The sequence below is a fragment of the Inquilinus sp. CA228 genome (assembly GCF_052078665.1).
In the GTDB taxonomy this organism is placed as follows: Bacteria; Pseudomonadota; Alphaproteobacteria; order DSM-16000; family Inquilinaceae; genus Inquilinus.
In genome coordinates this window covers 87,762-105,996 of sequence record NZ_JBQJIK010000003.1, presented here as the reverse complement: position 1 = coordinate 105,996, position 18,235 = coordinate 87,762, and the positions used below count along the sequence as shown (strand labels likewise).

The 18,235-nt window shown below is 67.6% G+C and carries 15 protein-coding genes; 5 read left to right on the top strand and 10 right to left on the bottom strand.

All coding sequences use genetic code 11. From position 1 onward, the window contains the following. Positions 1–147: 147 nt before the first annotated feature. From ACTOWL_RS02250 to ACTOWL_RS02235, 4 genes are all read right to left on the bottom strand, one after another. On the bottom strand, positions 148–2,253 hold the full coding sequence (locus ACTOWL_RS02250) for a dipeptide ABC transporter ATP-binding protein (protein WP_441319560.1): 2,106 nt from the start codon (positions 2,251–2,253) through the stop codon (positions 148–150). A gap of 4 nt (positions 2,254–2,257) precedes the next feature. Then, positions 2,258–3,148, bottom strand: coding sequence for an ABC transporter permease (locus tag ACTOWL_RS02245; RefSeq protein WP_441319559.1), 891 nt, complete (start codon positions 3,146–3,148; stop codon positions 2,258–2,260). A gap of 9 nt (positions 3,149–3,157) precedes the next feature. Then, the gene (locus ACTOWL_RS02240; protein WP_441319558.1) at positions 3,158–4,090 is read right to left on the bottom strand and encodes an ABC transporter permease; all 933 of its coding nucleotides are present in this window, start codon (positions 4,088–4,090) and stop codon (positions 3,158–3,160) included. Between the two features lie 76 nt (positions 4,091–4,166). Next, positions 4,167–5,834 carry an ABC transporter substrate-binding protein gene (locus ACTOWL_RS02235; RefSeq protein ID WP_441319557.1) on the bottom strand — a complete coding sequence of 556 codons (1,668 nt, stop codon included), beginning with the start codon at positions 5,832–5,834 and terminating at the stop codon, positions 4,167–4,169. A gap of 297 nt (positions 5,835–6,131) precedes the next feature. On the opposite strand from ACTOWL_RS02235, the gene ACTOWL_RS02230 reads away from it, so the two are divergent. The 5 genes from ACTOWL_RS02230 to ACTOWL_RS02210 all read left to right on the top strand — a co-directional run bounded on the left by ACTOWL_RS02230 (position 6,132) and on the right by ACTOWL_RS02210 (position 9,993). Next, a complete protein-coding gene (locus ACTOWL_RS02230; RefSeq protein WP_441319556.1) occupies positions 6,132–6,758 on the top strand; it encodes an NUDIX domain-containing protein in 627 nt (208 codons plus the stop codon). 61 nt (positions 6,759–6,819) lie between these two features. After that, positions 6,820–7,848 carry a cysteine synthase A gene (locus tag ACTOWL_RS02225; RefSeq protein WP_441319555.1) on the top strand — a complete coding sequence of 343 codons (1,029 nt, stop codon included), beginning with the start codon at positions 6,820–6,822 and terminating at the stop codon, positions 7,846–7,848. Further along, positions 7,845–8,558 carry an alanyl-tRNA editing protein gene (locus tag ACTOWL_RS02220; protein WP_441319554.1) on the top strand — a complete coding sequence of 238 codons (714 nt, stop codon included), beginning with the start codon at positions 7,845–7,847 and terminating at the stop codon, positions 8,556–8,558. Before ACTOWL_RS02225 ends, ACTOWL_RS02220 begins: the two co-directional genes overlap by 4 nt. Beyond that, a complete protein-coding gene (gene sseA, locus ACTOWL_RS02215) occupies positions 8,555–9,415 on the top strand; it encodes a 3-mercaptopyruvate sulfurtransferase (RefSeq protein WP_441319553.1) in 861 nt (286 codons plus the stop codon). The genes ACTOWL_RS02220 and sseA overlap by 4 nt, the downstream gene beginning before the upstream one ends. Further along, positions 9,412–9,993, top strand: coding sequence for a GNAT family N-acetyltransferase (locus ACTOWL_RS02210; RefSeq protein ID WP_441319552.1), 582 nt, complete (start codon positions 9,412–9,414; stop codon positions 9,991–9,993). The genes sseA and ACTOWL_RS02210 overlap by 4 nt, the downstream gene beginning before the upstream one ends. Positions 9,994–10,126: 133 nt before the next feature. Here the strand turns inward: ACTOWL_RS02210 and ACTOWL_RS02205 are convergent, their stop codons facing one another. The 6 genes from ACTOWL_RS02205 to ACTOWL_RS02180 all read right to left on the bottom strand — a co-directional run bounded on the left by ACTOWL_RS02205 (position 10,127) and on the right by ACTOWL_RS02180 (position 18,027). Further along, positions 10,127–11,299, bottom strand: a complete 1,173-nt coding sequence (locus ACTOWL_RS02205) for a porin (protein WP_441319551.1) — start codon at positions 11,297–11,299, stop codon at positions 10,127–10,129. A 776-nt stretch (positions 11,300–12,075) separates the two neighbouring features. Then, positions 12,076–13,245: a porin gene (locus tag ACTOWL_RS02200; RefSeq protein ID WP_441319550.1), complete on the bottom strand. Its 1,170-nt coding sequence runs from the start codon at positions 13,243–13,245 to the stop codon at positions 12,076–12,078. A 490-nt stretch (positions 13,246–13,735) separates the two neighbouring features. Further along, on the bottom strand, positions 13,736–14,503 hold the full coding sequence (locus tag ACTOWL_RS02195) for an amino acid ABC transporter ATP-binding protein (RefSeq protein WP_441319549.1): 768 nt from the start codon (positions 14,501–14,503) through the stop codon (positions 13,736–13,738). Between the two features lie 13 nt (positions 14,504–14,516). Further along, entirely contained in the window at positions 14,517–15,695 is a 1,179-nt protein-coding gene (locus ACTOWL_RS02190; RefSeq protein ID WP_441319548.1) for an amino acid ABC transporter permease, read from the bottom strand. A 2-nt stretch (positions 15,696–15,697) separates the two neighbouring features. Beyond that, a complete protein-coding gene (locus ACTOWL_RS02185; RefSeq protein ID WP_441319547.1) occupies positions 15,698–16,888 on the bottom strand; it encodes an amino acid ABC transporter permease in 1,191 nt (396 codons plus the stop codon). Between the two features lie 110 nt (positions 16,889–16,998). Then, positions 16,999–18,027, bottom strand: a complete 1,029-nt coding sequence (locus ACTOWL_RS02180) for an amino acid ABC transporter substrate-binding protein (protein WP_441319546.1) — start codon at positions 18,025–18,027, stop codon at positions 16,999–17,001. Positions 18,028–18,235 lie beyond the last annotated feature (208 nt).

Below are 18,235 nucleotides of genomic sequence, written 5' to 3'. Positions count from 1 at the left end.
TCGGCCCGACACCGAATGCGATCGCGAACGATCGATCTGGTGCGGTCCCCCAAATGCCGCAGTGTCGAACCCGGCCCGCCTCATACTATAGTATGTCGCGAGAAACCCGGCCGCAATACCCGCATAAGGCGATCTACACCGGGACGTCTAACCCGCGCGCCCCAGGACAGGTTCCACCGCCGCCAGGTCCGGCAGCGGAATGTGGCAGCGGATGAGGTGGCCGTCGGTGCCGGCGCGCTCGGGCGGCGCCTCGGTTTCGCAGATGCCGCCGAGCTTGCGCGGGCAGCGGGTGTGGAACGGGCAGCCCAGCGGTGGGTCGAGCGGGCTGGGCAGCGGTCCTTCCAGGATGATGCGCTTCTTCTCGATCGTCGGGTCGGCGACCGGCACCGCGGCGAGCAGCGCCTCGGTGTAGGGGTGGTATGGCGGCTGGAAGACGGCGTCGGTCGTCCCCTGCTCCATGATCTGGCCGAGATACATCACCACCACCCGGTCGGCCAGGTAGCGGACCACGCCGAGATCGTGGCTGATGAACAGCAGCGTGGTGCCGGAGCGGCGCTGGATGTCGACCAGCAGGCCGGTGACCGCGGCCTGGACCGAGACGTCGAGGGCCGAGACCGGCTCGTCCGCCACCACCATGGCCGGGGCGCCGGCAAAGGCGCGGGCGATGCCGACGCGCTGCTTCTGCCCGCCGGAGAGCTGGCGCGGCTTGCGGTCGATGAAGGCGTGCGGCAGCTTGACAAGGTCGAGCAGGCGCAGCACCTCCGCCTCGACGTTGCGCCGGCCCTTCTTGACGCCGAACTTGCGGATCACCCGGCCGATCTGCTGGCCCACGCTCATGCTGGGGTTCAGCGTGTCGTTCGGGTTCTGGAACACCATCTGCAGCGAGGACAAAAGCTTGGCGTCGCGCCGCTGCACCGGCTTGCGGCCGATATCGGTGCCGCGGAACGAGACGCTGCCGTCGGTCGCCGTCTCCAGCCCCATCAGCACCCGGGCGAAGGTCGACTTGCCGCAGCCGCTCTCGCCGACGATGGCTACGGTCTGGCCGCCGCGGGCCTCGAAGCTGATCGCCTCATTGGCGCGGACGTAGCGGGTGCGGTCGCTGCCGAACAGGGCGGCGATCGAGCTGTCGTAGATCGGGTAGTGCTTGCGCATCGCCGCGACCTGCAGCACCGGCAGGTCGTTCGCGACGGCGACGACGACGGGCAGGGCCTCGACCGGCGCCGGGACCGGCGGCAGCGCCTCGATCTCCTCCCAGCGCAGGCAGCGCACTCCGCGGGTCTCGCTGGCCGGCAGCATCGGCACCGGCGCCGCGTCGCAGCGGCCGGCCTCGAAATGGTCGCAGCGCGGCCCGAACCAGCAGCCCTGCGGCCGGTTCTGCGGCAGCGGCAGCTGGCCGCGGATCGGCACCAGCGGCCGGCTGGTCTTGTCCCGCCCGGGGGTCGGGATGCAGCCGAACAGGCCCTGGGTGTAGGGGTGGCGCGGGGCGGCGAAGATCTGGTCGATCGTCCCCTCCTCCACCGCCTGGCCGGCATACATGACGCAGACCCGGTCGCAGGTCTCGCGGATCAGCCCGAGATTGTGGCTGATGTAGAGCATGGCGGTGCCGAGCGTCCGGCCGAGCTCGGCGATCAGGTCGACGATGCCGGCCTCGACCGTGACGTCGAGCGCCGTGGTCGGCTCGTCCAGCAGCAGCAGCGACGGGTTGGACAGCAGCGCCATGGCGATGACCACGCGCTGCTGCTGGCCGCCCGAGATCTGGTGCGGATAGGCCTGCAGCACCCGCTCGGGGTCGCCCAGCCGGACCCGGGCCAGCATGTCGCGCGCCCGCACCAGCGCCTGCTCGCGGGTGCAGCCGGGCTCGTGGCACAGCGGCACCTCGGCCAGCTGGTCGCCGATCCGCAGCGCCGGGTTCAGCGCCGCCATCGGCTCCTGATAGACCATGGCGATCTCGGCGCCGCGGATCCGCCGCAGCTCCTCCTCCGACATCGCCATCAGGTCGCGGCCGCGGAACTTCATGGTGCCGCCGGCGATCCGGCCGTTGCGGCCGAGATAGCGCATGATCGCCATCGCCACGGTCGACTTGCCGCAGCCGCTCTCGCCCACCAGCCCGACGCATTCGCCGGGCCGGACGGTGAGCGAGAAATCGACCACCGCCGGGATCTCGGCGGCGCGGGTGAGGTAGGAGATCGACAGCCGGTCGATCTCCAGGATCGGGGTCGTGGCGTCGCGCGGCGGGATCAGCTCGACCGTCATCGCCTCAATCCTTCAGGGAAATCTCGCGCAACCCGTCGGCCAGCAGGTTCAGGCCGAGGACGAGCGAGGAGATGGCGATGCAGGGGAAGACCGTCATCCAGGGCGCGAAGGCGGCCATGGCGCGGGTCTCGTTGACCATGCCGCCCCAGTCCGGGTCCGGCGGCGGCAGGCCGAGGCCGAGGAAGCCGAGCACGCCGATGGTGATGATGGTGTAGCCGAGCCGCAGGCAGGCATCGACGATCAGCGGCCCGCGCGCGTTCGGCAGGATCTCGACGAACATGATGTAGAGCGAGGATTCGCCCCGGGTCTGCGCCGCGGCGACGTAGTCGCGGTTGCGCAGGTCCAGGGTCAGGCCGCGGACGATGCGCATGATGCCGGGGGCGCTGGCGCAGGTGACCGCCAGCACGATGTTGATGCCGGACGGGCCGAAGGTGGTGATGATGACGACGTAGAGCACCAGGATCGGGAAGGACAGGATGATGTCGCCGATCCGGCTGAGCACATCGTCCCACAGGCCGCGCTTGTAGCCGGCCAGGAGCCCCATGGTGACGCCGAGCGCATAGGCGCAGGCGGTGGCCAGCGGGGCGTAGATCAGCACCCGGCGCGCGCCCCAGATCACCCGGCTGAGGATGTCGCGGCCGAGCTGGTCGGTGCCCAGCCAGAACACCCCGCCATCCGGCGCCACGGTGCCGGGCGGCTTGAACGGCAGCAGGTTCTGGTTCGGTGGGAACGGCGCGACCACCGGCGCCAGGATCGCCAGGATGACCCAGAACAGCACGATCAGGACGCCGATCAGCCCGACCCAGCTTTCACGCAGCAGCAGCACCGAGCGCAGCGCGCGGAAGATCGGATTGCGGCTCAGCGAGGATGGTGGCGGCAGCGAAATCTCGGCCATTCCGACCCCTCAGGTGAAGCGGATGCGCGGGTTGAGGTAGGTGTAGCCGACATCGGCGATGGTCTGGGTCGCGACGGCGACGAAGACCGAGACCATGGCGCAGGCCTGGATCAGGTAGATGTCCTGGTTCAGCGAGGCTTCGAGCAGCAGGGCGCCGAAGCCCTTGTAACCGAAGAAGGCCTCGACCACGATCACGCCGGACAACAGCCAGTTGATCTGCAGCACGATCACGGTGAAGGGCGCGATCAGGGCGTTGCGCAGGGCGTGGCGCATGATCACCCGCCTGTAGGGGATGCCCTTCAGCACCGCGGTGCGGATGTACGGGCTCTGCATCACCTCGGCCATCGAGGCGCGCATCATCCGGGTGACGTAACCGAAATCGTACAGCACCAGCACCGCGACCGGCATCACCAGCTGCAGGACGTCGAAGCCCTGGCTCATGCCGCTGGTCCCCGGCAGCCATTTCAGGACCAGCACGAACAGGAAGGACAGGAAGGTCGCCGAGGCGAATTCCGGGATCGAGGTGGTGACGATCGACAGCACCGAGATCGAGCGGTCGGTGGCGGAGCCTTCGCGCATGCCGGCGAGCACGCCGAGCACGACCGAGACCGGCACCATGATCAGGAAGACGCAGCCGGCGAGGATCGCGGTGTTCCCCAGCCGGGGCCAGAGCACGTCGGCGACCGGAGTCTTGAAGCGCAGCGAGGTGCCGAAATCGCCGCTGGCCATGCGGCCGAGCCAGCCGAGATAGCGCTCGTACCAGGGCGCGAAATAGCCATGCGCCTCGAGCCACAGGGTCCGCTGTTCCTGTGAGCTGTAGGGGCCGAGGACCTTCACCGCCACGGCCGACCCGTTGACCTCCAGCAGGAGGAAGACCAGCAGCGACACCGCCAGCATGGTCAGGATCATGAAAAGGGCGCGTTTGGCGAGGAAGATCAGCATCGCTAGACCGCCTCCCCACGCTTACCGGCCCGGGGGCGCGTGACGCGCCCCCGTCCGATGCCTCTGGTGTGCGTCCTCACGCCGACAGCCACACCTTCTCGAAATACATCTCGCGGGCGAAGTGGTAGGCGAAGCCCTGCACCTTGTCCGTGCTGGCGGTGTAGATCTTCGACCAGAACGGGATGATGGTGATGGCGTCCTCCTGGACGATCTGCTCGAGCTTCTTCACCAGCTCCTTGCGCTTCGCCACGTCGACCGTGGCCTGGGCCTGGTCGAGCAGCTTGTCGAATTCGGGGTTGGCGTAGCCGGTCTCGTTCCAGGACACGCCGGTGCGGTAGGCCAGGCTGAGGACCTGGACGCCGAGCGGGCGGGTGGTCCACTGCGTCACGCTGAACGGCCAGGAGGTCCAGCGGTCCCAATAGGTGCCGCCGGGCAGGATGTTGACCTTCATGGTGATGCCGGCCGGCTTCACCATCTCGGACAGCACCACGCCGATCTGGCCTTCCCATTTCGGGTCGTCGACGCAGTTGATCTCGATCTCGAGGCCATTCGGATGGCCGGCATCGGCCAGCAGCTTCTTGGCCTTCTCGTAGTCCTGCGGCACCGCGCCGAGATGGGTGTATTCGGGATGGATCGGCGCGACGTGGAAGTCCTCGCCCGGCGTGCCCAGCCCCTGATAGGCCAGCTGCGTCAGCTTGTCGTGATCGACGCAGGCCTGGATCGCCTGGCGCACCCGCTTGTCGTCGAACGGCTTCTCGGTCACCCGCATGCGGGCGACGCCGGTGATCGCGGTCTCCTTGTCGTAGATCTTGAACTGCGGGTTGGCCTGGTAGCCGGGCAGCAGGTTGGGATCGAGCTTGTACAGCAGGTCGACCTGGCCGGAGGACAGGGCCGCCAACTCCGCCGCCGGGTCGGCGCCGAGATCGATGAACTGCAGCTCGTCGACATAGGGCTCGCCGCCCCAGTAATCGGCCTTCTTGGTGTACACCGCGCGCTGGCCGACCGCGTATTCCTTCAGGTTGAAGGGGCCGGTGCCGATCGGGTTCTTGATCAGGTTGGCTTCGTGCTTGGTGGCGAAGTCGCGATGGGTGATCAGCGCCGGATAGTCGCCCAGGCTCTCGGGGAAGGAGAGCATGGCGCTGGCGAAGTGGAAGCGCACCGTGTGGTCGTCGACGCGCTCCAGCGCGTTCGGCGCCATCTTGACGGTCTCGCCCTCCTTCACCGTCAGGCCGCTGAACCGGCCCTGGTTGGAGGAGCCGGTCTTGCTGTCGAGCCAGCGGGTGAAGGTGGCGATCACGTCATCGGCGTTGAACGCGTCGCCGTTGCTCCACTTCACCCCCTGGCGGAGTGACAGCGTCCAGACCGTGACATCGTCATTCGCCGTCCACTTCTCGGCGAGATGGGGATGCGACAGGTTGTCGGTGCCGACCCGCACCAGCGGCTCGATCAGCTGCCGCGCGGAATTGCCCTTCTCCGACCAGTCGTAGATCGCCGGGTCGCTGGCATCCATGACGAAGATGCCGACCCGCAGCGTGCCGCCCTTGCGCGGCGTCTCCTGCGCCAGGGCCTGCGGCATGATCGGCTCGCCGGTCACCATCGAGGCCACGGAATACGCGGTCGGAATTGCCAGGCCGAGCAACACCGAGGTGCGCAGGAACTCGCGTCGGTCGAGCCTCCCGTCGCGCAGATCCTCGGCCAGCTTCGGAATCGCGACGTGAACCTTACCCAGATCCTTGATATCCATCAGGCTCTCCCTGTCGAGACGCTTGGAACCACCCTGTGGGGCGACGCTTTCTTGCGTTTCTGAAGCCTCGGCCCGCAACAAGGCCATTAGACGGCCCGTGGGCCATCCCGTTGTTTCCCCTGGCGACGGCGAAGCGTTCGTCCGCGACATCGCAACCCGCCGGGTCCGATTGGAAGTATCGCGATCGTGACGGCGGGGCGTCAAACCTTAATCCGGTCCTGCGGCTTGGAGCGCCGTGGCGCCCGGGCAGCGGCCTCGCTATCGTCCGCCGTTCCCGTCGCGCAGGAGTGAGCGAGAGTGGCCTTCGACAATGACGCCGATGTCGAGCTGATCGAACGGCGGACGGAGTATGCCGGCTTTTTCCGGCTGGACCGGCTGCAGCTGCGCCACCGCCGCTTCGACGGCGGCTGGACCGGGCCGCTGGCGCGCGAGCTGGTGCTGCGCCGCCCGGCCGCCGCCCTGCTGCCGTACGACCCGGTCGCCGACCGGGTGGTGCTGCTGGAGCAGTTCCGGCTGGGCGCCTGGATCGCCGACCGGCCGGGCTGGATGGTCGAGATCCCGGCCGGGCTGATCGACGCCGGCGAGTCGAAGGAGCATTCCGCCGTCCGCGAGACGCAGGAGGAGACCGGCCTCGCCGTCGCCGAGCTGCTGCCGGTCGGCGAGTTCGCCACCAGCCCCGGCGGCTTCAACGAATGGGTCAGCCTGTTCTGCGGCCGGGTCGCGGCACCGGCCGAAGGCAGCCTGCACGGGCTGGCGACCGAGCAGGAGGACATCCGCATCCTGCCGATGGCGGCGGACGAAGCGCTGGCGCTCCTGACGGAGGGCCGGATCCAGAACGCCATCACCCTGATCGCGCTGCAATGGTTCGCGCTGAACCGGGAGTCGTTGCGCCGCCGTTGGGCGCCGCCGCCGGGCACCGCTTGAAGCGGCCAATAGCGCCCTCTAAGGTCTCCGATGACGCCTGGACCGAGAATTGGGACCGAGCATGAGCGACACGCCTTCCCGCCGGATCGTCGACGGTTTCGTCGGCGCGATCGGCAACACGCCGCTGATCCGCCTCGCCCGCCTGTCGGAGGAGACCGGCTGCGAGATCCTGGGCAAGGCGGAGTTCCTGAACCCCGGCGGCTCTGTCAAGGACCGGGCGGCGCTGGCGATCATCCGCGACGCCGAGGCGCGCGGCACGCTGAAGCCGGGCGGCACCATCGTCGAAGGCACGGCCGGCAACACCGGCATCGGCCTGGCCCTGGTCGGCCGGGCGCTGGGCTACCGCAGCGTCATCGTGCTGCCGCGGACCCAGAGCCAGGAGAAGAAGGATGCGATCCGCCTGGCCGGCGCCCGGCTGGTCGAGGTCGACGCCGTGCCCTACAAGGATCCGAACAACTACGTCCACTATTCCGGGCGCCTGGCCGCCGAGCTGGCGCAGACCGAGCCGAACGGCGCGATCTGGGCCAACCAGTTCGACAATGTCGCCAACCGCGACGGCCATTACCAGACCACCGGGCCGGAGATCTGGCAGCAGACCGGCGGCACCGTCGACGGCTTCACCTGCGCCGTCGGCACCGGCGGCACGCTGGCCGGCGTTGCCCTGGCGCTGAAGGAGCGGAACCCGAAGGTGCAGATCGCCCTGACCGACCCGCTGGGGGCGGCGCTGTACAACTGGTACGAGCATGGCGAGCTGAAGGCCGAGGGCAGCTCGATCACCGAGGGCATCGGCCAGGGCCGGGTCACGAAGAACCTCGAGGACATGCCGCTCGACTGGGCGCAGCAGGCGACCGACGAGGAGGCGCTGCAGGTCCTGTTCGGCCTGGCCCGGGACGAGGGGCTGCTGCTCGGCGGGTCGACCGGCATCAACCTGGCCGGCGCGGTGCAGATGGCGCGGCGGATGGGGCCGGGCCACACCATCGTCACCATCCTGGCCGACCACGGCAGCCGCTATCAGTCCAAGCTCTACAACCCGGAGTTCCTGCGCGAGAAGGGACTGCCGGAACCCGACTGGCTGGAGACCAGCGCATGACCGAATTGCTGTTCCGCGACGACGCCTATGCCCGCGGTGCGACCGCCCTGGTGGTCGACGCGGCGCCGGAGGGCATCGTCCTGGACCGGACCGTGTTCTACGCCACCGCCGGCGGCCAGCCGGGCGACAGCGGTGCGATCCGCTGGGCCGGCGGCGAGGCGACGGTGGCCGACACCCGCAAGGGCGCGACCCCGGACGAGATCCGCCATGTCGCGGCGGACGGCGCCGCCCTGCCCGCCCCCGGCACACCGGTCGAGCTGGCGCTGGACTGGGAGCGGCGCTACCGCCACATGCGCATGCACACCGCCCTGCACCTGCTGTGCGTCGCCGTGCCCGGCGACGTCACCGGCGGCCAGATCGGCGCCGAGCGCAGCCGGCTCGACTTCAACCTGCCGGGCGACGCGCTGGACGCCGCGGCGATCACCGCCCGGCTGAACGAGCTGGTCGCGGCCGCCCTGCCGATCGGGACCGAATGGATCACCGACGAGGAGATGGCGGCGCGGCCGGAGCTGGTGCGGACGATGTCGGTGAAGCCGCCGAGCGGCCTCGGCCGGGTGCGGCTGGTGCGGATCGGCGACGTCGACCTGCAGCCTTGCGGCGGCACCCATGTCCGCAACACGGCGGAGATCGGCGCCCTGGCGATCGCCAAGATCGAGAACAAGGGCAAGCAGAACCGCCGGGTCGTCATCACCTTCGCAGGCGAAGCATGAACACCATCGTCACGACCTCCTGGCTGGCCGAGCATCTCGACGACCCGGACGTCCGCATCGTCGACGCCACCTACCATCTGCCGGGCACCAACCGCGACGCCGCGGCGGAATTCGCCGAGGCCCACATCCCGGGCGCGGTGCTGTTCGACGTCGACGACATCGCGGCGCCGGAGAGCAAGGCGCCGGGCGGCCTGCCGCACATGTTGCCGCCGCCCGGGCTGTTCGCCGAGCGGATGGCGGCGCTGGGCATCGGCAATGACAGCTTCGTCGTCTGCTACGACGTGCACGGGCTGATGAGCGCGGCCCGCGCCTGGTGGATGCTGCGCGCCTTCGGCCATGACGGCGTGGCGGTGCTGGATGGCGGGCTGCCGGCCTGGAAGGCCGAGGGCCGGCCGCTCGCGAGCGGCGCGCCCACCCCCGCCCCGGCGCGCTTCACCCCGCATCCGCGGCCGGCGCTGGTGCGCAGCAAGGCCGAAGTGCTGGCCGGCACGGTGGGCACCGTGATCGACGCCCGGGCGCGCGAGCGCTTCGAGGGCACGGCGCCGGAGCCCCGGCCGGGCCTGCGCGGCGGCCACATCCCGGGCGCGCTGAACCTGCCCTTCGGCGAGCTGCTGGACCCGGCGACCAAGACCCTGCTGCCGCCCGAGGCGATCGCCGCGCGCTTCGCCGCCGCCGGCCTGCCGGAGAGCGGTCCGGTGACGGCGAGCTGCGGCAGCGGCATCACCGCCTGCGTCCTGGCCCTGGGCCTGCACCGGATCGGGCGGGAGGATGCGGCGGTCTATGACGGATCCTGGGCCGAATGGGGCATGCCAGGGAACACGCCGGTCGAGACCGGCCCGGCCCGGAGGCGGCCGTGAACGCCGCTTCCGTGCCGGAGCTGACGATCACCGTCACCCAGCTGGAGATGACGGCCAGGCCGGCGCGCACGCCCCCGCCCCCGCCTTTGGCCCGGCACCTCTTGATGCGGGCCGAGCCGGCGACCGTGTCCTTCTACCGCTATCTCTACGACACGGTCGGCGCCAACTGGCTGTGGACCGACCGTCGGGAATGGGACGACGACCGGCTGGCCGAGCGGCTGAACGACGAGCGCACCGGCGTCACCGTGCTCTATGTCGACGGCGTGCCGGCCGGCTTCGGCGAGCTGTTCCAGGCCGGCGGCGACGCCACCGACCTGGCCTATTTCGGGCTGATCCCCGAATTCATCGGCCGCCGGCTGGGGCCGTTCCTGCTGTGGTCGCTGATCGACCTCGCCTGGGCGCGGCCGATCCGGCGGATGACGGTCGACACCTGCACCCTCGACCATCCGAAGGCGCTGGCGCACTACCAGCGCGCCGGCTTCGTGCCCTATGCGCAACGGGTGGCGCGCAGGCCCGACCCGCGCCTGACCGGCCTGCTGCCGCGGACGGCCGCGCCGCACATTCCGCTCGCAACCTGAATCGGGGATGCGGACAGCTGTACGTCCGGCGTAGGTTGGGTTCGCGACAAGCGAACCCAACATCGTACAGCCCGAACCATGTTGGGTTCGCAAAGGCGAACCCAACCTACTCCTGATAAAGGCTGGAGGACGCTCAGAAGCCGAGGATAACGCCGGTGATCAGGTTGGCGTTCTCGAAATCCTGGCCCTCGCGGAAGTTCTGCTTCTCGTAGATCACTTCGGCATAGGTGTTGAGGCCGGGGGCCAGCGTGTAGGTGACGTTGGCGCCGACGATGTGGTTGTCCTTCAGATCCTCGCCGCTGCCGAAGGACGAGTCCAGGCCGTTGCCCTTGTCGGACCAAGTATAGGCGTAGGACAGCGACGCCAGGAACGGGCCGGTCTGGTAGCTGAGGTCGCCGATGACGGTGTCGACCGGCTTGTCGGCGACGGCGATGCTCTCATTGTGGGTCCAGTTCACGCTGGCATGGAAGTCCTGGTACCCGACCTGGCCGCCCAGCGTGTAGACCTCGAGATCATTGCCGTGCGGGTTGGCGCCGGAGGCCGAGGTCTGGATGCCGTGGCCATAGGCGGCCGTGCCCGCCGCCCGGACCGACCAGTCGCCGAACGTCTCCTGGTAGTTCACGCCGCCGGTGACGACGTTCTCGTAATAGGTCTCGTCATCGTCGAACAGGTCGTTGCGGCCGCCATTGCCGGCATGGTCCGCGCCGCCGACCACCGGGGTGAAGTCGACGGCGAAGCTGAAGCCGTTGATGGTCGGCGAGGTGTATTTGATCCGGGTGTCCTGGTTGGTCAGCCCGGCGAGATAGGTGGCGTTGATCGAATAGAAGTTGCCGCCGCCCAGCGGGAAGTCGCCGTCCAGAAGCTCGCCGAAATCCATGGCGCCGGCGCCCATGGCGCCGACCAGATCGTCATGGACATAGACATAGCCGATGTCGTCGGCGACGGTCGGCGCGTCGCCGAAGGTCAGGGTGCCGAAGGCGCCCTTGAGATAGGTGTAGACGCGCGTGACGTTGACGTCGTCGCGGCGGTTGACCGAATCGAAGCGGATGCGGCCGCCGTATTCCAGGCCGGAATCGGTGACGTTCTTGACGTCGAAGATCACCCGCGCGTTGGTCTGGAAGTCGTAGTCGCGGTCGAGGCTGCTGTGCTGGCTGTCGCTGAGCACCAAAGTCGACTGGAAGCCGATGAAGCCGCTGATCTTCAGCTGAAGACCCGAGGTCACATTCGTGTCGGCCGCCGCTGCCGGCATCGCGCCGGCCAGCCCCATGGCGGCCAGCGCCGCCCCACCGAGAAGAACCTGCTTCACTTCCCCTCCTCCCGCCCCACCGTCACGACCGCCTGCATCCGGATTGTCGGAGTCAGGCCCGTCGGGGGCCGTGAGAACCTGCATCAAGGACTATAGAGACGGAGTCTCCCGCGGCGAGTTCCGCTCCGTCACGCGAGTTCGGGAAGCCGAGACTCAACCCATCCGAGAGACATGCGGACGGTAATCTCGCCGAAACATCCCGGCAACATCAATATACATTCATGAACGTATGTAAAAATAGCGTCATCACGATCGAACGCTGCCAACAAAAAAGAGGATGCGCAGCCTGCAGGGCCGCGCATCCTCCGTCGACCGGACGTGACTTTTCAGCCTTCGAGGGGACGAGACAGAGACCGTCAGGAGTGGTCCGTCACGCCCGGTCTTCCCGCACCGTCACCAGGTGACGATGTTCTTAGAACGCCAGCAGCACGCCGGTCATGAGGTTGGCGGTCTCCCAATCCTGGCCGGCGCGATAGTTCTCCAGCGTGTAGGACTCGACCCGTCCGCGAGATTGCAAAACCGTAAGCTTCCAAGCTGGCCGAAGCAACGAGAATATACATACATGAACGTATGTTACTGAAGACTCGAATCGCGACCCCGAGGCCGCCCTGAGAAAGGCCAATAAAAAAGGATGCGCGGCCTGCAGAGCCGCGCATCCTCCTTCGACCGGACGTGACTTTTCAGCCTTCGAGGGGACGAGACAGAGACCGTTAGGAGTGGTCTGTCACGCCCGGTCTTCTCGAGCCGGCCATACGGTCCGGGCTCGCCAGCGCTTCTTAGAAGCCGATGACGATGCCGGTGCCGAGGCTGGCGGACTCCCATTCGGCGCCCTGACGGAAGTTCTGCTTCTCGTAGATGACCTCAGCATAGGTGTTGAGGCCCGGGGCCAGGGTGTAGCTCAGGTTCACACCGGCGAGGTGGTTGTCCTTGAGATCCTCGCCGCTGCCGAAGGACGAGTTCAGGCCGTTGCCCTTGTCCGCCCAGGTGTAGGCGTAGGAGGCCGAGGCCAGGAACGGACCGAACTGGTAGCTGAGGTCGCCGATGATGGTGTCGACCGGCTTGTCCGCGGCCGCGGTCTGCTCGTTGTGCGTCCAGTTCACGCTGGCGGTGATGCCGCCGGAACCGACCTGGCCGCCGAGAGTGTAGACCTCGAGGTCGTGGCCGCCCGGGTTGGCGCCGGACCCGGAGGTCTGGGTGCCGTTGCCGGTGATGGCCGACGCGGCGACGCGGACCGACACCGAGTCGAAGGTCTGCTCGTAGTTGACGCCGGCGCTGACGACGTTCTCGTAGACGGTCTCGTCGTCGTTGAACAGGTCGTTGCGGCCGCCGTTGCCGGCATGGTCCGGACCACCGATCACCGGGGTGAAGTCGACGCCGAAGCTGAAGCCGTCGAAGGTCGGCGAGGTGTACTTGATGCGGGTGTCGGCGTTGCTCACACCGGCGAGGTAGGTCGCATCGATCGAGAAGAAGTTGCCGCCGCCGAGGAAGAAGTTGCCGTCGAGCAGGTCGCCGAAGCCGGCGCCCAGGCCCATGTCGCCGTTCAGCTGGTCATGCGCATAAACGTAACCGAAGTCGTCGGCCGTCGTCGGCGCGTTACCGAAGGTCACCTGACCGAAGGCGCCCTTGACGTACACATAGGTACGGTCGACCTGGACGTCTTCCCGGCGGTTGACCGAGTTGAAGCGGATACGGCCGCCGTACTCGAGGCCGGAATCGGTGACGTTCTTGACGTCAAAGATCATCCGCGCGTTGGTCTGGAAATCGTAGTCGCGGGCGAAGTCTTCGTTCTGGCTGTCGCCCAGAGACAGGGTCGCCTGGGACCCGATGAAGCCGCTGATCTTCAGCGAAAGACCGGACGTCACATTGGCATCGGCCGCCGACGCCGGCATCGCGCCGATCAGAGCGGCGGCGACGAGCGCCGTACCACCCAGCAGTACCTTCTTCATTCTTCCCTCCTATGGCCCCACACCGATGCAGGGCGGTTCGCTCAAGACGCCTCTCGGCCCGCCTGCTTGCCTGCCCCGTCTTGGCTGCCCATCGGGGCTTGCAGGCAGAACCCGACGCTGCCGGTCGGGCGATGGCGGCCGTGTCGAAAGCGAGTCCCCCGAAACGGCGCCGATCTGTGTCATCGAAGGCACAGTCCGTTTCGACCCTGATGGCCGGCGTGATCGGTGCCCCGAGACTTCGGCGACCATAGTCCCGCCCTCGCGGAGGCGGCAATCGCATTATACATCCTAGAATGTATGTAAGATAAAATCGCCACGAGCTGTGGCCGAACGGCCACACTTGGCCGTCGGGGCTGTCAGGAGGTGCGGATCGACGATGCCGCAGCCAGCGAAGCGGTGGACATCGGGCATGAAAAAGGCCGGCGAGCAGCGCCTCGCCGGCCTCGGGTTGGAATGGAACGGGGGCGCCGCCGGGGCGGCGCCCTGCCCGTCAATGCGCCAGGATCTGGCTCAGGAACAGCTTGGTCCGGTCCGATTTCGGGTTCTTGAAGAACTCCTCCGGCTCGTTCTGCTCCACGATCTGGCCGCGATCCATGAAGATCACCCGGTTCGCCACGGTGCGGGCGAAGCCCATCTCATGGGTGACGCAGATCATGGTGATGCCTTCGCGCGCCAGCTCGATCATGACGTCGAGCACTTCCTTGATCATCTCGGGGTCGAGCGCCGAGGTCGGCTCGTCGAACAGCAGGATCTTCGGCTTCATGCACAGCGAGCGGGCGATGGCCACACGCTGCTGCTGGCCGCCGGACAGCTGGCCCGGGTACTTCTGCGCCTGCTCGGGGATCTTGACCCGCTTGAGGAAGTACATCGCCGTCTCCTCGGCCTCCTTCTTCGGGGTCTTGCGGACCCAGATCGGGGCGAGGGTCAGGTTCTCCAGCACCGTCAGATGCGGGAACAGGTTGAACTGCTGGAACACCATGCCGACCTCGCGGCGGATGGCGTCGATGTTCTTGACGTCGTTGGTCAGCTCGATCTTGTCGACGATGATCGAGCCCTTCTGGTGCTCCTCCAGCCGATTCAGGCAGCGGATCAGGGTCGATTTGCCGGAGCCCGAGGGCCCGCAGATCACCACCTTCTCGCCCTTCTCGACGGCGAAGTTGATGTCCCTGAGGACATGGAACTCGCCGTACCATTTGTTGACCCCGGACATCTGGATCAGGATTTCCGGCGCGGCGGCGGTCGCTTGAGTCGCAGTCATTGTCATCTCCCTGTCAGCGGCGTCGCGTGCCGATGTTCAGATATCTCTCCAGGTGCTGCGAGTATTTCGACATGGAGAAGCAGAACACGAAGAACAGCAGCGATACGAACAGATAGGCTTCCTTGTAGAACGGCCCCCAGATCGGATCCGACAGGCCGAGCCGGGCGGCGCCGAGCAGGTCGAACAGGCCGACCATGATCACCAGCGTGGTGTCCATGAAGGAGCCGATGAAGGTGTTGACCAGGGCCGGGATCGAGATCCGGAGCGCCTGCGGCAGGATGATCAGCCGCTGCTTCTGCCAGTAGCTGAGGCCAAGGCTGTCGGCCGCCTCGAACTGGCCCTTGGGGATCGCCTGCAGGCCGCCGCGCACCACCTCGGCGAGATAGGCGGCGGTGAACAGGATGATCGCCACCTGGGCCCGCAGCAGGTAGTTGAAGTTCCAGCCTTCCGGCAGGAACAGCGGGAACATCACCGAGGCCATGAACAGCACGGTGATCAGCGGCACGCCGCGGATCAGCTCGATATAGGTCACGCACAGGGTCCGGATCGCCGGCATGTGCGAGCGGCGGCCGAGCGCCAGCAGGATCGAGAGCGGGAAGGCCAGGGCCAGGCCGATCATCGACAGGCCCATGGTCAGCGGCAGGCCGCCCCATCTGCCGGTCTCGACCAGCGACAGGCCGGGGATCGGGATGTCGAAGAAGCCGAACGGCACGGCGCCGTACATCAGGCTGACGGCGGCGGCGATCACCACCACCCAGGCGACGATCAGGCGCTTGCCCCAGAAGCGGCGCATGGTGCTGGCGACGGCGAGGCCGATCAGCATCGCCATGGCGATGATCGGCCGCCACTCCTCGCCGAACGGGTAGAGGCCGAAGAAGATCAGCCGGTACTTCTCCTCGACGAAGGCCCAGCAGGCGCCGGCCGTGGCCCGGCAGGAGGCGACCACGTCGGCCGGCGCCTCATCCGGCGTCGACGGGCCCCAGACCGGATCGATCAGGGCCCATTGGACGAAGGGCGGGACCAGCCGGATCGCCAGATAGGCGATCAGCAGCGTCAGAATCGTGTTGAACCAGGTGTTGAACAGGTTCTGCCGCAGCCAGGCGATCGGGCCGGTGGTCGAGCCCGGCGGCGGCTCCGCCGGAAGCTCCTGGGTGGCGACGAAGGGTTCGGTCAGGGCTCGGGTGCTGGCCATGCTCACCGCTCCCTCAGCGCCATGCGGCGGTTGTAGACGTTCATGCCGATCGAGATCGACAGGCTGATGAACAGGTAGACCGCCATGAAGATCGAGATCGCCTCGACCACCTGGCCGGTCTGGTTGCCGACGGTGTTGCCGATCGACACCAGGTCCGGATAGCCGATCACCACCGCCAGCGAGCTGTTCTTGGTGATGTTGAGATACTGGCTGGTCATCGGCGGGATGATCATGCGCAGCGCCTGCGGCAGCACGATGCGGCGCAGCGTGACGCCGGAATGCAGCCCGAGCACGCGGGCCGCCTCGGTCTGGCCGTGCGACACGGCCAGGATGCCGCCGCGCACGATCTCGGCGATGAAGGCGGCGGTGTAGACGGTCAGGCCGATCACCATCGCCGCGAATTCCGGCGTCAGCGTCCAGCCGCCCTGGAAGTTGAAGCCCTTCAGCTCCGGGATCTCGAAGGCGGCCGGCGCGCCGCCGGCCAGCCAGACCACCAGCGGCAGGCCGATGAACAGGCCGAGCCCGACCCAGAAGCTGTGGAACGGCTGCCCGGTCGCCGCCTGGCGCTGCCTGGCCCAGCGGGTGATGCCCCAGCCGATGACCAGCGCCACCAGCGCCGCGACCAGCATCCACAGGAAGACCGGGTTGTCCTCGATCGAGGGGACCTGGATGCCGCGATTGCTGATGAAGACGCCGGGCACCGGGTTCGCCGCCTGGCGCGGCGGCGGGGCGCTGACCCGGATCAGCCCGGCCCAGAGCAGCAGTTGCACGGTCAGCGGGATGTTGCGGACGAGGTCGACATAGCCCGCGGCGAGCTTGGCCAGCAGCCAGTTCGAGGACAGCTTGCTGACGCCGACCACCAGGCCCAGCAGGGTCGCCAGGATGATGCCGAGGATCGAGACCTTCAGCGTGTTCGCCAGCCCGACCAGGAAGGCGCGGGCATAGGGGTCGCTGGGCGAATAGGAGATCGGCGTCTCGGAGATGGCGAAGCCGGCCTCGCGGTTGAGGAAGCCATAGCCCGTCTGGATGCCGCGGACCTCGCGGTTGTGAATCAGGTTGGAGACCAGGAACCAGCCGACGCCGACGACCACCAGCAGCAGGACAATCTGGTAGAAAATCGCACGGAGTCTGGGGTCGTTGAATGCGGATCCACGGCGCACGGCAGTTCCTGCCGCGGCAACGTCCATGGTCATTGCGTCACACCTCGCTCAAACCGCCCTGTCGCTTCTTCTTGGCCCGAAGATCCCAGGCCCCGAAAACAATGCCGCCGACCCGTTGCGGGGTCGGCGGCATCGATCGCTGGTTACCGGATCGGCGGCGCGTATTGCAGGCCGCCCTGGGTCCACAGCGCGTTCAGGCCGCGCTTGAGGCCCAGCGGGGTCTTCTCGCCGACATTGCGCTCGAACATCTCGCCGTAATTGCCGACCTGCTTGATGGCGTTGTAGGCCCAGGTCTCCGGCAGGCCGAGCGCCTCGCCCATGCCCGGGGTCTTGCCCAGCAGGCGCTGGATCGTCGGATCCGGGGAATCGGCGAAGCTGTCGATGTTCGCGCTGGTGACGCCGCTCTCCTCGGCCTGGACCTGGGCGAAGAACACCCAGCGGGTGATGTCGGCCCACTGGTCGTCGCCCTGCCGCACGGCGATCGCCAGCGGCTCCTTGGAGATGATTTCCGGCAGGATGATGTAGTCGTCCGGCGTCGGCGCCTTGGCGGCGCGGGTGCCGGCCAGGCCCGAGGCGTCGGTGGTGTAGGCGTCGCAGCGGCCGGAGAAGAAGGCGGCCTCGACATCCTCCAGCTTCTCGATCACGACCGGCTTGAAGTCCAGCTTGTTGGCGCGGAACCAGTCGGTCAGGTTCAGCTCGGTGGTGGTGCCGGGCTGGACGCAGATGGTGGCGCCGTTCAGATCCTTGGCGCTCGCCACGCCGAGCGACTTGTTCACCATGAAGCCCTGGCCGTCATAGAAGTTGACGGCCGTGAAGCTGAGGCCGAGCGAGGTGTCGCGCGACAGCGAATAGGTGGTGTTGCGGGCCAGCACGTCGACTTCGCCCGACTGCAGCGCGGTGAAGCGAACCTGCGCGTTCAGCGGGGTGAACTTGACCTTCTCGGAATCGCCGAACACCGCCGCGGCCAGGGCGCGGCAGGTGTCGACGTCGATGCCGGTCCACTTGCCCTGGCTGTCCGGCAGCGCGAAGCCGGCCAGGCTGGTGTTGACGCCGCATTGGATGAAGCCGCGTTGCTTGACGGCATCAAACGTCGCGCCGGCCTGGGCCGAAGCGGTGAAGCCCGCCGCGGCGACGACCGCGGCCCCCGCTGCCAGCAGAATACGAACCTTCATGAAACCTCCCCTTTTTGCCTCGGCCTTCGCCGGAGCGAAACCGCAAGATCGTCCCGGCAGCACGCTGCCGGGGGAGGGTCATTTAATGGAACATTATGGATGAATGCACGGCTTTTTTTGGTTTGCCGCGGCTGCGGGACCGTTGAAATACCGTTGAAATACGGTATTTCAGTCAAGCGATTGGCGAGCCGCGTGCTTCCGGAGTAAT